Annotated in this window: 14 protein-coding genes; 7 read left to right on the top strand and 7 right to left on the bottom strand. The window is 73.0% G+C overall.

The window, feature by feature from the left end; genetic code table 11:
• Positions 1 to 112: 112 nt before the first annotated feature.
• Entirely contained in the window at positions 113 to 367 is a 255-nt protein-coding gene (locus N912_RS0113770; protein WP_156993530.1) for a hypothetical protein, read from the top strand.
• 90 nt (positions 368 to 457) lie between these two features.
• On the opposite strand, the gene N912_RS51730 is transcribed toward N912_RS0113770, so the two are convergent.
• Both N912_RS51730 and N912_RS0113760 read right to left on the bottom strand, forming a co-directional pair.
• Positions 458 to 1,315 carry an NmrA family NAD(P)-binding protein gene (locus N912_RS51730; RefSeq protein ID WP_037064343.1) on the bottom strand — a complete coding sequence of 286 codons (858 nt, stop codon included), beginning with the start codon at positions 1,313 to 1,315 and terminating at the stop codon, positions 458 to 460.
• Entirely contained in the window at positions 1,312 to 1,755 is a 444-nt protein-coding gene (locus N912_RS0113760; protein WP_245645272.1) for a nuclear transport factor 2 family protein, read from the bottom strand. Before N912_RS0113760 ends, N912_RS51730 begins: the two co-directional genes overlap by 4 nt.
• Positions 1,756 to 1,885: 130 nt before the next feature.
• Between N912_RS0113760 and N912_RS0113755 the strand changes: the two genes are divergently transcribed.
• On the top strand, positions 1,886 to 2,707 hold the full coding sequence (locus N912_RS0113755; protein WP_028922884.1) for a helix-turn-helix transcriptional regulator: 822 nt from the start codon (positions 1,886 to 1,888) through the stop codon (positions 2,705 to 2,707).
• Positions 2,708 to 2,801: 94 nt separating this feature from the next.
• Here N912_RS0113755 and N912_RS0113750 read toward each other — a convergent pair whose 3' ends face one another.
• Positions 2,802 to 3,167, bottom strand: coding sequence for a hypothetical protein (locus N912_RS0113750; protein ID WP_028922883.1), 366 nt, complete (start codon positions 3,165 to 3,167; stop codon positions 2,802 to 2,804).
• Between the two features lie 191 nt (positions 3,168 to 3,358).
• Here N912_RS0113750 and N912_RS60295 point away from each other — a divergent pair, with 191 nt between their 5' ends.
• The gene (locus tag N912_RS60295) at positions 3,359 to 4,651 is read left to right on the top strand and encodes an NsdA family TPR-like regulatory protein (RefSeq protein WP_051580145.1); all 1,293 of its coding nucleotides are present in this window, start codon (positions 3,359 to 3,361) and stop codon (positions 4,649 to 4,651) included.
• A 1-nt stretch (position 4,652) separates the two neighbouring features.
• On the opposite strand, the gene N912_RS0113740 is transcribed toward N912_RS60295, so the two are convergent.
• Both N912_RS0113740 and ligD read right to left on the bottom strand, forming a co-directional pair.
• Entirely contained in the window at positions 4,653 to 5,696 is a 1,044-nt protein-coding gene (locus N912_RS0113740) for an NAD-dependent epimerase/dehydratase family protein (RefSeq protein ID WP_028922882.1), read from the bottom strand.
• Between the two features lie 37 nt (positions 5,697 to 5,733).
• On the bottom strand, positions 5,734 to 6,792 hold the full coding sequence (ligD, locus tag N912_RS0113735; RefSeq protein WP_051580144.1) for a non-homologous end-joining DNA ligase: 1,059 nt from the start codon (positions 6,790 to 6,792) through the stop codon (positions 5,734 to 5,736).
• Between the two features lie 70 nt (positions 6,793 to 6,862).
• On the opposite strand from ligD, the gene N912_RS0113730 reads away from it, so the two are divergent.
• The 3 genes from N912_RS0113730 to N912_RS0113720 are packed head-to-tail and all read left to right on the top strand — an operon-like array spanning position 6,863 to position 8,006.
• Entirely contained in the window at positions 6,863 to 7,159 is a 297-nt protein-coding gene (locus tag N912_RS0113730; protein WP_028922880.1) for a hypothetical protein, read from the top strand.
• 21 nt (positions 7,160 to 7,180) lie between these two features.
• Positions 7,181 to 7,606, top strand: a complete 426-nt coding sequence (gene msrB, locus N912_RS0113725) for a peptide-methionine (R)-S-oxide reductase MsrB (protein ID WP_028922879.1) — start codon at positions 7,181 to 7,183, stop codon at positions 7,604 to 7,606.
• A gap of 7 nt (positions 7,607 to 7,613) precedes the next feature.
• Positions 7,614 to 8,006, top strand: coding sequence for a RidA family protein (locus N912_RS0113720; RefSeq protein ID WP_028922878.1), 393 nt, complete (start codon positions 7,614 to 7,616; stop codon positions 8,004 to 8,006).
• A 119-nt stretch (positions 8,007 to 8,125) separates the two neighbouring features.
• On the opposite strand, the gene N912_RS0113715 is transcribed toward N912_RS0113720, so the two are convergent.
• Positions 8,126 to 9,334, bottom strand: a complete 1,209-nt coding sequence (locus N912_RS0113715; protein WP_028922877.1) for an MFS transporter — start codon at positions 9,332 to 9,334, stop codon at positions 8,126 to 8,128.
• A gap of 1 nt (position 9,335) precedes the next feature.
• A complete protein-coding gene (locus N912_RS0113710) occupies positions 9,336 to 9,941 on the bottom strand; it encodes an NADPH-dependent FMN reductase (protein ID WP_051580143.1) in 606 nt (201 codons plus the stop codon).
• Positions 9,942 to 10,044: 103 nt separating this feature from the next.
• Here N912_RS0113710 and N912_RS0113705 point away from each other — a divergent pair, with 103 nt between their 5' ends.
• Positions 10,045 to 13,209, top strand: coding sequence for an ATP-binding protein (locus N912_RS0113705; protein ID WP_028922875.1), 3,165 nt, complete (start codon positions 10,045 to 10,047; stop codon positions 13,207 to 13,209).
• Positions 13,210 to 13,221: the final 12 nt, after the last annotated feature.

The following is a 13,221-nucleotide window of genomic DNA, read 5'->3' as shown; positions in this document are numbered from 1 at the left end:
GGTAGTTTCGCAATCGGGATGAACCAGCCATGGACAACGCGAACAGCATGCCAGTAGACCTTGAAGTCGGTTAAGGCGACACGCGCCTTGGCCGACGAAAAGGGAGGACACGATGATTCGCAAGCTTGGAAAGCGTGCCGCCGTGACCGTCGCGGTGGGTGCCCTGGCAGTGGGTACGTCCGGCCTGTTCGGCGCGACCGCGCTGGCGGGCGGGCACGGACACGGCTACGCCGTCGGCGGGCCCGGCGGGACCGCGCAGTCCTGGTGTCTGATTCCGATCGACCTGGGACTCGGGCTCCTCGGTAATGGTTCGGCCAACAGCTCGCAGTGCAACGCGGGCTCGAGCGGCGGTGGCGCCGGCTACTGATCCGGCCACCAGCAGCCTCAGTGACGAGGCGGTTCTGACAAAGGTAGCGGCCCCCCCGGGTGCGTCGGGGGGGCCGCTACTGTCCTTATTCTACGTCACCGCCCGGGAAGGCTTGACAAAGGCCGCTGTGGCCGTGTCGTGGCTCCGGACGAATTCCTCGAACGAACGCGGCTCGCGCCCGGTGATGTCGCGCACCGCGGTCGTCACACGGTCTTCGCTACCGGCGCGGATGTCCGCGTGCATGCCGGCCAGCGCTTCGGCGTAGTCGGCGGGCATGCCGGCGTCGACGTACGTGCGGGCCAGCTCCTCGACGGTGATGTCGACGACCCGGATGGTTCGCCCGGTGATCTTCGCGATGGTCGACGCCGCGTCCCGGTAGCCGAGCGACTCCGGCCCGGTCAGCACGTGCTCGCCCGCGATCCCAGGGTCGAGCAGCGCGACGGCGGCGACGGACGCGATGTCCTCGGCGTCGATCCAGCCGAGCCGGCCGCCGCCGCTGGCGGTGCGGATCTCGCCGCGCTCCCGGATGCGGGCGGCCAGCGGGTGCGGGCCGGTGAAGTTCTGCATGAACCCGGACGGCCGCAGCACCACCCACTCCGGCGCGCGCCGCACCGCGTCGTACATCTCCGCCACCCCGGGCGCGTTCGGCAGCACCGCCAGCGAGCCGAGCAGCACCACCTTCCGCACGCCCAGCCTCCGCGCGGTGTCCAGGAACGGGCCGACCAGCGTCATCGGGTCGAGGTTCAGCAGCGGCGGAACGAGGTAGACGGCGTCCACCCCGTCCAGCGCGGCGCCGTGGGTGGCCGGGTCGTGCCAGTCGAACCGCACCGCCTCTGCGTCGTCCGGGTGGCGGCTGGCCGCCCGCACCCTGGCGCCTCTTGTACGCAGCAGCGCGCACAGCGGCCGGCCGGTGTTGCCGGTCCCCCCGGTGACCAGGACCGTGCTCATCGGGCCACCGTCGCGTCCAGCGCGGCCAGCAGCTCGGGCAGGGTGCCGGCGGCGCGGGCGGCCGCCACCGGGCTCCAGTAGTCCCGGTAGGACGCGATCAGTCCGTCCTTGACGGTGACCACCGCGATGTAGTCCATCCGGTACGGGGTGTCCGTGCTCACGGTGCGCCCGTTCGCGGTGAACTCGACGACGACCGTGTCCGGGTCCTGCGTGTGGTGCACGGTCACCGACGGGATGTCCGTCACGTCCATCCGGTCCGGGTAGCCGTCCAGGTAGCGGCGGACCGCCTCCCGGCCGTCCAACCGGGTCGGGGCGCCGCCGGTGGCGAACGGGAACTCCGCCTCCCCGTCCGGCGCCCACAGGTCGGCGATGCCGTCCATGTCCTTGTCCAACAGCAGCTCCAGCAGCCGCCGGAACGTCTCTTCGGGTGTGCGCGGCACGTGTGTTGACCTCCGTGTGTGGTGCGTGTGTCCAGGCTCGCCGCGGTGGCGGCAACCGCGGAACGGCCCGGTCAGCCCCGGACCACCGGTCCGTGGATAACCGACCCCCGGACGTGCCAGCCTTGAGCACATGAGCAAGCGCGAACTGGCCGAGTTCCTGCGGCACCGCCGGGAGGCGCTGCGACCCGAGCCGGCGCCGGCCGGGCGGGCCCGCCGCACCCCGGGCCTGCGCCGCGAGGAGGTGGCCTGGCTGGCCGGGGTGTCCACCAGCTACTACGAGCGGTTGGAGCAGGCCCGCGCGCCGCGCCCGTCCACCCAGGTGCTAGCGGCGCTGGCCACCGCGCTGCGGCTGACCGACACCGAGCGCGCGCACCTGGCCCGGCTCGCCGACCAGGCCCCGCGCGGCCGTGACGGGGCACCCGACGATGCGGTGCCCGACGACGTGCGCCGGCTGCTGGACCGGCTCGGCCCGGTCCCCGGCTACGTGGTGAACCCCGCGCAGGACATCGTCGCCTGGAATGCCATGGCGGCCGCCGTGATCGCCGACTTCGCGGCGCTGCCCGCGTCCGAGCGCAACGTGGTGCGGCTGTCCCTGCGCGACGGCGGCACCCGGTGCGGCGCCGGCGAGGGCACCGACGGCGAGTTCGACAGGCAGGTCGCCGCCGAGCTGCGGTCGGCCGGCGCGCGCTACCCGTCCGAACCCGCGATCACCGAGCTGGCCAGGGCGTTCACCGCCCACAGCCCGGCGTTCGCCGCCGGCTGGGCCAGCCACGACGTGCGGGACCGGCCGATCCTGCGCAAGCGGATCACCCACCCGGAGCTGGGCGAGCTGGACCTGGAGCTGCAGACCCTGCGCTTCCCCGGCCACGACCTGCGCCTGGTGCTCTGCACCGCCGAGCCCGGCAGCCCCAGCGCCGCCAAGCTCGCCGCCCTGCACCGGACGACGGCATGACCGCGCGGTCATGGCGGAACCGCCGACATCGTGCGGGCCACAGAGGATCGGGAGTCCGCTCACGGTGGTCTGGCCACAGCGGCACTTGCTCGCCTCAGCCACGACGCCACTCCGCTGTGATCGCGCGGCGTATGCGCTGGTCGTAACGCGCCGCGAGATACCAGCGAGTGAGCTTGAGGATCGGCCCGGCGGCGTGATCCGGGTCAGCGTTCAGCAGCCGTCGACGAACGGCTGACGCCGGTCGAAGCTCGACGGTGTCCGGGTCCGGGATGGCCGCCAGGCAGCCGCGATGCAGCAAGGCCGGGCCTGGCACGAAGATCCCGGGAATGAGGTGCTCGCCGCACACAGTGAGCGGGCAAGGATCTTCGGGGTCATACACGGCGTGGACGTGGTAGTCGGTCATGTCGAGCAGCAGGCCGAACGTCAGCCGTACTGCTGATGCGGGGTCTTGGTCAGCCATGGCGTCGCGCCCCCGGCTGGTCGCGGCGGGCCAGAAGCCCGCACCACGTGTCGTCGTCGATCACGCGCGGGACGCTATGTGCGTGACGACGGGCGTTCCCGGGCCATGACAGGGCCATTTCAGGCCATGACAGGGCCATCAGTACCGCAACCTGCGCTAAACGATGCCGCTGCTCGCTACGGTTCTAACCTATGGCCGACCGCCCGCGGACCCGGTTGGAACAGAAGATCCGCGCCGCCCACCTGTCACAGCGTGACGTACTGCGTCGGTTCCCTTCGGAAGCGCGGCGGCTCGGCGAGAATGAGATAGCTGTATCTGAGCGCCAGTTGAAGCGGTGGCTTCGCGGCGGCGCCCCGATCCCTCGGACGGCCGCATTCTGCCGAGTGCTCGAGGGGTGGTTCGGCGAGCCAGTCGAACGCTTGCTCGGGCCGCCAGACGAGCTGGCCGCTCCGGCGGAGGGAGGCGACGCGGTGGCCGAGGCTGGACGACGTTCAGTCGAGCACGCCATAAGTTCGGCCGGCGCGATCGATCCGTCCGCGCTTGAGCATCTCCAGGACGCCGCGCGGCGAGCCGCGAACGGGTGCCTGAGCCGGCCGCCGCTAACGATGCTGACCGAGCTGGTGCAGCTGCGAGACACCGCATACGAGCAGCTGGACCGGACCTCGAAACCACGTCAGCAAGCCGAGCTGTACCTACTGGCGGGGCTTTGCTGCGGGCTGCTGACTTCGGTGAGCTTCGACCTCGGCCATCCGGACGTGGCCGAGGAGCAGGCACGGGCCGCATTCACCTACGGCTCAGTGATCGATCACCCGTCGCTATGCGCGTGGGCACGCGGGCTGCAAGCTACGGTCGCACTCTGGTCGGGCCTGCCTCGCCGCGCCGTCGCGGCCGCTGAAGCTGGGCTGATCGGCGCTCCCGCCGGCACTTCTCGTGTGCGGCTGCACTCGGTGCGCGCACGGGCGCTCTCGCTGATCGGCGCCCGCGACGAGGTGAGCGCCGACCTGGCCGCCGCCAGCGACCAGCTCGAACTCGCCGGGGACGACGAGTTCCAGGACAGCGTTGGCGGTGAGCTGCTGTTCGACCGGTCTCGGCACGCGCTGTGCGCCAGCTCGGCCTATGTCGCATTGAACGACGGGAAGCGCGCCGAGCCGGCCGCAGAGCACGCCGTCCAAGCATTCGCCGAACTGCCCGCCGGCCGACGGTGGGCATCGGGACAGGTGTCGGCGACGGTCGATCTGGGCACCGCCCGGGTGCTGCGTGGTGACCTGGCTGGCTGCGAAGCCGCGATCCGCGCCGTCTTCGGGCTACCGTCCGCTGAACGCACCGAAGGAGTCGCGCAACGGCTTCTCACGCTGGGCCGGCTCGTTGGCGCTCCCCGGTTCCGAGGCGCGATCGAGGCCGCCCAGCTTGGCGAGAACATCGAGGAGTTCACCGCCGGAAGCCTGGGCAGGACAACCGCGCGCCCGGCGATCGGGCCGAGCTGAGCTAGCCGCAGTGGTCTAGCTCGCGGGCCGCCCAAGTGCCCAGGATCGCGGCCTCCTTTGCCGGGCCGAGGCGACGTTCCACGCCGCGCCCATCGTCACCGACGCCGACCCCGCCAGCCTGCATCCACGCCCACGTGTCGGCGATCGTTCGCCCGTATCCAAGGGTCCGGAGTCCAGCGGCGATCGCTGCCGACGAGTCAACCGACCACGCGCCGGCATGGGTGCGCCACAACGGAAGCTCGGTCCACTGCCTCACACCCTGGTCGATCAGCCAGCGATCGTCGGTCACCCAGACCAGCTCGGCGGACGGGCCGGCCACCTCGCGACATCGGCCGAGGAAGTCGCCCGTGCTGACGCTGGTGCCGGTCACGTTAAACACCCCGGACGGCGCGGCTAGGGCGAACGTGGCCACATCGCGAACATCCACCGGCTGAATCTCCTTGTCAGGGCTACCGGGCGCCAACACCCGGCCGCCCCGGGACATGCGCCGCAGCCACCAGGGCAACCGGTCCACATACTCATACGGTCCGAGCATCACCCCCGGGCGGAGGATCACCGTGCGGTCCGCTCCGAACACTTCCAGTACGGCCTGCTCACACCCTGCCTTCGTGAAGCCGTACACCGAGGGACCGGGGTCACCGTCGTAGCCGAAGTCAGGTCCGGCATCGGGCGGGCATTCCAGCACCTCCGACGCCTCGGTCAACGGCTCCAGCGGCCACCGGGCATAGACCGAGACGGACGAGACGAACACGAACCGCTCGGCAACCGGCTTCAGCGCCCGGGCCACCTCGCCCTGTTCACGAGGCACATAACCGGAGGTGTCGATCACCAGATCCCACGGGCCAGCCGACGCCAGCCGAGCCAGGTCACCGGTGTCGGTCCGGTCTCCCCGGATCAGCTCGACGCCCGGGATGTCGGCACCGGACCGGCCGCGCCGGAACGTGGTCACGGACCATCCACGCGCCAGCGCCTCGGTCACCGCCGCGCGCCCCAGGAACCACGAACCTCCGAGGACCAGCAGACGACCGCTCTCCCCCTCCGCCATGGGCCCAGCGTCGCACGGCGGTCAACTCGCGGTCGGGCTACTTCTTCGAGGATTCTTTTTCCTGGTCAGGCTTCTTGGCGCGGGACGGTTGGACGCGTTTGGGCTCGCCGGGCATCTTGGGGTAGTCGGGTGGGTACGGGAGGTCACCCAGGCCGGCGGCGGCGTCGCGCTCGGCCCATTCCAGGACGGTCTCCAGGCCACGGCCGGGCTCGGTGTCCAGGCCTGCGTGCGGGTCGCCGCGCTCGGCCAGCAGCGCGGGCACGGAGCGCAGCTCGAACTGCTCCGGGTCGATCTCGCCCAGGTCTTCCCAGGTCACCGGCATGGAGACGGTCGCGCCGGGGCGGCCGCGCACCGACCACGCGCTGGCCACCGTGCGGTCCCGGCAGGCCTGGTTGTAGTCCAGGAACACCCGCTCGCCCCGGCTCTCCTTCCACCACTCCAGCGTCGCCCGCTCCGGCACCTTGGCCGTCACCCGGCGGCCGATGGTGATCACCGCGCGGCGGACCTCGGTGAACGTCCACTCCGGGCGGATGCGGACGGTGACGTGCACGCCGCGCCCGCCTGACGTCTTCGGCCAGCCGACCAGGCCGGCCTCGTCCAGCACCTCGCGCAGCACGCCGGCCACCGCGACCGCGTCGGCGAAGTCGGTGCCCGGCTGCGGGTCGAGGTCGATGCGCAGCTCGTCGGGATGGTCGGTGTCGGTGTCGAGCACCGGCCACGGGTGGAAGTCCAGGGTGCCCAGGTTCGCCGCCCAGGCCAGCACGGCCGGCTCGGTCGGGCACACCTCGTCGGCGGGGCGGCCGCTGGGGAAGGTGATCCGGGCGGTCCGCACCCACGGCGGCGCGCCCTTGGGCAGCCGCTTCTGGTAGAACGGCTCGCCGTCGACCCCGTCCACGAACCGCTTGAGCGTGGTCGGCCGATGCCCGATCGCACGCAGCAGCGGCTCGGACACGGCGAGGTAGTAGTCGACCACCTCGCGCTTGGTGATGCCGCGCGCCGGGAAGTACACCTTGTCCGGGTTGGACACCCGCACCACGCGGTCACCCTCCGGGCCCGGCACTGTCAGCTCCACGGCCGGTGAACGTGTCGGGCTCATCGGGTCGTCTCCGTTATCTGATCGGCTTACGCACGGTTCATCATTCGCGCTCAGACGCTACCGTGGGTACATGGCCAGCCGCGATCCCGTCGAGTCCGGCGGACGGTTCGACGACGAGCTGCTCGGGCTGGACCCGGACGACCCGGAGGCCCAGGCGTTCGCCGCGCACCTGGACCGGATGCACCGTGAGCGGCCCACGTTCACCGTGGAGGGCTACCTGGACGGCGTCTCGGACTTCGCCGACTCGGCCAACCGGGCGAGCGGCGAGCGCAGGCTGGGGGCGGTGCTGCTGGTGAGCCTGTTGCTGCTGGTCGCCGGGTACGTGATCGCCGATGCGCTGGGTTTCGTGCTCGCCGCGTTGTTCTGATCGGCGTATTAGCCTGATGGCATGGAATCCGAGACCGGCACCGCGCCCGAGGTGGTCCACTCCGAGCAGGAGTGGCGCGAGCGGCTCAGCCCCGAGGAGTACCGCGTGCTCCGGCAGGCCGGCACCGAGCGGCCGTTCACCGGCGAGTACGTGGACACCAAGACCGTCGGCGTGTACGCCTGCCGGGCCTGCGGCGCCGAGCTGTTCCGCAGCGAGACGAAGTTCGAGTCGCACTGCGGCTGGCCGTCGTTCTTCACCCCGCTGGCCGGCGAGGCCGTCATCGAGCGCACCGACGACAGCCTGGGCATGACCCGCACCGAGGTGCTCTGCGCGCGCTGCCACGGCCACCTCGGCCACGTGTTCGCCGGCGAGGGCTACGACACCCCGACCGACCTGCGGTACTGCATCAACAGCGTGTCCCTGACCCTGGTGCCCGAGGAGGGCTGACCGCGCCGTGTCCGCCAACTTCGTCAACCCGGAGACGATCCACGCCCCCTTCGGCTACACCCATGTCGTCGAGGTGACCGAGGGACGGCCGGTGTACGTCTCCGGGCAGGTCGCGCTGGACCGGGACGGCAAGGTCGTCGGGCAGGGCGACGTCGAGACGCAGACCCGGCAGGTGTTCGACAACCTGCGCGCCGCGCTCGCCGCCGTGGGCGCGACGTTCGCCGACGTCGTCAAGCTGAACTACTACGTGCTCGACGCCACCGAGCTGCCCACCGTCCGCAAGGTCCGCAACGAGTACCTGGATCCGGCGAGGTTGCCGGCCTCCACCGCCGTGGAGGTGACCCGGCTGGCGTTCGACGGCCTGCTCATCGAGGTCGAAGCGGTCGCGCTGATCCGCTGACCACCGCCCACAAGCAGCCTGACCGCCGCCCACAAACGGCGCCTGACCACCGCCCACCAAATAGACCGACCGTCGGTCTGTTTAACGATTAACGGATCGGATCGACGGCCGCAGGCGGTTCAAGCGCCGGCGGCCGCGATGGCCGGGCCGAACGCGGCGCCGAGCAGGTAACACAGGTTGAACAACCCGATCGCGGTCGGCCGGACCCGTTCCGGCACCGAGGCGGCGGCCCGCAGCGCCAGCGCGCCCTGCCCGGTGGACGCGCTCAGCGAGCCGATGACCATGCCCGCGAACACGGTCGGCAGCGAACCGCCCACGGCGACCGCCCCCGCCGCCACCACGGCGCCGGCGACCAGCGTCCCGACCAGCACGAGATAACCCAGCCGCGCCGAGAGCGTCACCAGGAACCAGGAGATCGCACCGCCGGAGAGGTACGGCACCAGCATGGCCACCCCGAGCTGACCGCTCCCCCAGCCGGTCAACGATGCGATCACCCCCGGCACCGCGTACACCACCCCGAAGTTGACCACCGCCACCAGCAGCGCGATCCCCGACGAAGCCAGGAACTTCGGACTGGCCAGCACCGACGCCGGCACGAACCCATCCCGACGCCGCCGCGCATGCCACACCAACGACACCGCCGCCGCCACCGCGACCACCCCGGCGACCAGCGGCCGGCTCGGCAGGAACACCAACGCCGTGACCAACCCGACCAGCAGCGCCGCACCCACCGGGTCACCCCGCCCGGCCACCGCCCCACCACCGCCACCACCGCCACGACCGCCGGCACCCAGCCACACCGCCGGCAGCGCGAGCAGGCTCAGCAACGGCAGCGCCAGCGTGGCCTGCCACGACACCGCCGCGCTGACCCGCGCCCCGATCAGCGGCGCGACGGCGCCGAACGAGGCGAGCGCGGCGGTGACCATCCCCATCGCACCGGCCGAACCGGCCAGGCTCATCGCCACCACCGTCAGCCCGGCGGTGCCCAGCGCCTGCAGCCCGGACCCGACGACCAGCGCCGCCAACCCCGGCACCGTCAGCACCGACACCGCCCCGGCGGCCACCAGCACCGCCCCGACACCCAACGCGACCGCCGTCCCACGCCGCGCCAGCAACACCCCCATCAGCGGAGTACCCACCGCGATCCCCCAGCCGAACGCGGTGACCAGCGACGCGGCGGCGGCCAGCGACACGCTCAGCGAGCCGGCCACGTCGGAGAGCACCAGGCTCGGCCCGGTGATGCCGAAGGACAGCGGCCCGGCCAGCAGCGCCAGCCACGGCGCCGGCACCGCACGACGACGCGGGACGTTCACGGAAAGCTCGGCCATCTCAGGCCCCGTAGGGACGGATGGCCCTGGCGTCGCGCAGCGCGTGCGCCCACCACAGCAGCTGGTTGACCATGGTCTTGGCCGCGTGCCCGGCCCCGTTGGAGTCCAGCACCCAGCCGTTGTCGTCGACGCTGCCGTCGAACAGGTTGACGCTCACCCCGTCCCGGACGGTGACCGCATGCAGCTCGGCGAACACCATCCGCAGGTGCTCCACCGCGCGCAGGCCCTGCGCCATGCCGCCGTAGGAGACGAACCCGACGGGCTTGGCGAACCACTGCTCGTGCACCACGTCGATGGCGTGCTTGAGCGAGGCCGGGTAGCTGTGGTTGTACTCCGGGGTGACCACCACGAACCCGTCCGCCCGGCCGATCCGCTCGGCCAGCGCGTGCTGCCCGGGCGTCCGCTCCTCGGGATAGTGCATCGGCAGCACGAGGTCCCGCAGGTCGATGACGTCGAGGTCGACGTCCTCGCGCTCGCTGACGTGGGTCAGGAACCACCGGGCGATGCCCGCCCCGGCCCGGCCCTCCCGGGTGCTGCCGATGATCACGGCGATCCGGGCCGGGTCCTCGACGACGGTGGTGGACGGTGGCCGGCCTGCGTGCGACATGGTGCCCTCCGGTTGATCGGTACTCTCGACCGGAAGGCGCGAGACCCGGTCTCGCGGCCGTGAGTCGTCTTCTCACGGGAGCGGGAGGTTGACGGGCGTCACGATGTCGTCACCGTTGATCGGTCGCGAGCACCCCGTCGGCGTGCTGCGCGCCGAGGTCGACCACCTGCTGGCGGGGCGCGGCGGGCTCGCGCTGGTCAGCGGCGAGGCCGGGATCGGGAAGACCACGCTGGTCACCGAGGTGGCGGCGGCGGCCCGCCGGCGCGGCGCCCGGGTGCTCAACGGGGTGTGCTGGGACGGCGGCGGCGCCCCGGACTACTGGCCGTGGGTGCAGGTGGCGCGCAACCTGGCCCGGGTGGCCGGCACCGAGGAGTGGGCGCGGGCCACCGAGGCCGCCGGCGACGGCCTGCCCGCGCTGCTCGGCGAGCCGGGCTCACGGCGGCCCGCCTCGACCGACGGCGCCGCGTTCCGGCTGCACGACGCGTTCACCAACCTGCTGGTGACCGCCGCCAGGGACCATCCGGTCGCGGTCGTGCTGGACGACCTGCACTGGGCCGACCCGGCGTCGGTCCGGCTGCTGGAGTTCGTGGTCCGGCACGCCGCGTTCGAGCCGATCCTGGTGATCGGCACCTACCGGGACGTCGAGATCGACACCCCGGAGCACCCGCTGCGCCCCCTGCTGGCGCCGCTGCTCCCCCGGGCCACCGCCGTGCGGCTGACCGGCCTGGACGCCGAGCAGGTCGGCGCGCTGATCGCCAGGGCCACCGGCGACGCCCCGGACCGCGCGCTGGCGGCCGAGGTGCACCGCCGCACCGGCGGCAACCCGTTCTTCGTCGAGCAGACCGCCCGGCTGGCCGGCACCGGCGAACCGGTCGCCGCCGGGGTGCGCGACGCCATCGAACGGCGGCTGGCGCCGCTGCCGGGGCCGCTGCTCGGGCTGCTGCGCACGGCGGCGGTGATCGGCCACGAGTTCGACCCCGCGCTGCTCGGCGCGGCCGCCGCCACCTCGCCGGAGGAGGTAGAGCGGCTGCTCGGGCTGGCGGTGGCCACCGGGCTGGCCTCGGCGACCAGGCACGGGCGGTACGCGTTCACCCACGACCTGGTGCGCGAGTTCCTCTACGGCTCGCTGGGCGACCGGCAGCGGCGGGCCGCACACGCCGAGCTGGTGCGTGCCCTGCAAGCGGCCGGGGGCGCCGAGGCCACCCTGGCGCACCACGCCCGGCTTGCGGTCCCGGAGCTGGCCGAGGAGAAGGCCGTCGAGCTGCTGCGGGCGGCCGCGACGGACGCCCTGGGCAGGCTGGCGCCCGAGGAGGCCACCCGGCACTACCGGGCGGCGCTGGAGCTGACCGATCCGGCCCGGCGCGCCGACCGGGCGGCCATCGAGCTGGACCTGGGCACCGCGCTGGACCAGGCCGGCGGGCTGACCGAGGCCAGGGAGGCGTTCGAGCACGTCATCGCCACCGCCCGCGAGCTGGGCGACGCCCCGCTGCTGGCCCGCGCCGCGCTCGGGCTGCACCGCCTCGGCGACCCGGCCGAGGACGCCAGGGCCCAGATCAACCTGATGGACGAGGCCCGCGCCCGCCTCGACGAAGCGCCGGAGCGGGACGACGCGCTGTCCGCCCTGCTGCTCGCCGCCGCCAGCATGGCGCGCACCCACAAGGCGGTGGACGGCAAGGCCGCCCGCCTGCTGGGCGAGCGGGCCGTCGCGCTGGCCCGCGAGCACGGCGACGACGACGCGCTGGGCTGGGCGCTGCTGGCGCACCACGACGCGATGTGGGAGCCCGGCACCGCCGAGGCCCGCGTCGAGGTGCTCGACGAGCTGGGCGGCGCGGCCCGCCGGGCGCACAACCGGGAGCTGGAGGCGCTGGCCTCGTTCCTGCGCACGCTGGCCCACCTCGAGCTCGGCGACCCGAGGGCGCTCGGCGAGTTCGCCACCTTCGAGCGGCTCACCGAGCGCACCCGGCTGCCCCGCCACCGCTTTCTCGCGCTGTCCCGGCGGGGCGCCCTGGAGGTGCTCGCCGGCCGGTTCGCGCAGGCCCGTCGGTACCTGGACGAGGCGTCCGCGTTCGGCGAGCGGGTCGGCGAGGTGGACCGACGGATGGTGCTGCGGGACCAGGTCTGGGCGCTGGAGATGATGCGCGCGGACTACGCCTCGGCCGAGGCGGCGGCCGGCAGCACCCCGGGCCAGCCGTTCACCGACGTGCTGCTGGCCCTGATCCCGCGCCCGGTCACGCCCGAGCTGGCCGCCCGGTGGCTGGCCTCGGTCGAGTCACGGATCGCCGGGCTGCCGGCGCGGTTCCGGTCGATACTGCTGGTGTTCCGGGCGCACCTCGCGGCGGTCACCGGGGACGACGAGCTGTGCCGGCGGGCGCGGGCGGACCTCGAACCGGTCGCGCACACCTGGGCGGTGCTCTCCGGCGGGGTGATCCTGGGTCCGATGAACCACTGGCTCGGGTCGGTGGACAGGGCGCAGGGACGGTACGACGACGCGGTGGCCAGGTTCACCGCCGCCGGCGCGTCCGCCGACCGGCTCGGCGCCCGGCCCTGGTCGGTGCTGGCCCGCGCCCGGCTGGCCGACGCGCTCGCCGCCCGGGGTGACGCACACGCCGCGGCGGCACTCGTCGCGGACGCGATGCGCGAGGCGGACGAGCTGGACATGGCGCGCGCCATGGACCCGTACCGTCACCTGGCCTCGCCCTCGGCCCGCGCCGAGGAGGCGCCGAACGCGTTCAGCTTCGACGGGCAGGTGTGGACGCTGCGCTACGGCGGGCACACCGTGCACATGCGCGACGCCAAGGGCCTGCGCGACCTGCACACCTTGCTCGGTGCGCCGGGCACCGACATACCGGCCGTCGTCCTCCTCGACCCCGGCGACGACACCCGGCACACCCGCCACACCCGCCGCCTCGGTGCCGACCCGGTCCTCGACGACCAGGCCCGCGCCGCGTACCGGGACCGGCTACGTCGCATCGACCAGGAGCTGGACGACCTGCTCGACCGGGGCGACGACCACCGCGCCGCCGCCCTGGACCAAGAACGGGAGGCCCTGCTGGACGAGCTGCGCCGAGCCACCGGCCTCGCCGGCCGCTCCCGACGCCTCGGCGACGAGACCGAACGGGCCAGGCAGGCCGTGACCGCCCGCATCCGCGACACCCTCCGCCGGCTGCGAAAGCTCCACCCCGAGCTGGCCGACCACCTGACCGAGTCGGTCTCCACCGGCACCCACTGCCGCTACCACCCGCCCGCCCCCGTCACCTGGGCACGCTAGCAAGCGTTTCGT

The sequence above is a fragment of the Actinospineispora acaciae DSM 45401 genome (assembly GCF_000620785.1).
Lineage (GTDB): Bacteria > Actinomycetota > Actinomycetes > Mycobacteriales > Pseudonocardiaceae > Pseudonocardia > Pseudonocardia acaciae.
This window is presented reverse-complemented; position numbering and strand designations above follow the sequence as displayed.

Coding starts and splice junctions, on each gene's coding strand:
- N912_RS0113770 (WP_156993530.1), top strand. CDS start 113: ATGATTCGCAAGCTTGGAAAGCGTGCCGCCGTGACCGTCGCGGTGGGT.
- N912_RS51730 (WP_037064343.1), bottom strand. CDS start 1,315: ATGAGCACGGTCCTGGTCACCGGGGGGACCGGCAACACCGGCCGGCCG.
- N912_RS0113755 (WP_028922884.1), top strand. CDS start 1,886: ATGAGCAAGCGCGAACTGGCCGAGTTCCTGCGGCACCGCCGGGAGGCG.
- N912_RS0113750 (WP_028922883.1), bottom strand. CDS start 3,167: ATGGCTGACCAAGACCCCGCATCAGCAGTACGGCTGACGTTCGGCCTG.
- N912_RS60295 (WP_051580145.1), top strand. CDS start 3,359: ATGGCCGACCGCCCGCGGACCCGGTTGGAACAGAAGATCCGCGCCGCC.
- N912_RS0113740 (WP_028922882.1), bottom strand. CDS start 5,696: ATGGCGGAGGGGGAGAGCGGTCGTCTGCTGGTCCTCGGAGGTTCGTGG.
- ligD (WP_051580144.1), bottom strand. CDS start 6,792: ATGAGCCCGACACGTTCACCGGCCGTGGAGCTGACAGTGCCGGGCCCG.
- N912_RS0113730 (WP_028922880.1), top strand. CDS start 6,863: ATGGCCAGCCGCGATCCCGTCGAGTCCGGCGGACGGTTCGACGACGAG.
- msrB (WP_028922879.1), top strand. CDS start 7,181: ATGGAATCCGAGACCGGCACCGCGCCCGAGGTGGTCCACTCCGAGCAG.
- N912_RS0113715 (WP_028922877.1), bottom strand. CDS start 9,334: ATGGCCGAGCTTTCCGTGAACGTCCCGCGTCGTCGTGCGGTGCCGGCG.
- N912_RS0113710 (WP_051580143.1), bottom strand. CDS start 9,941: ATGTCGCACGCAGGCCGGCCACCGTCCACCACCGTCGTCGAGGACCCG.
- N912_RS0113705 (WP_028922875.1), top strand. CDS start 10,045: ATGTCGTCACCGTTGATCGGTCGCGAGCACCCCGTCGGCGTGCTGCGC.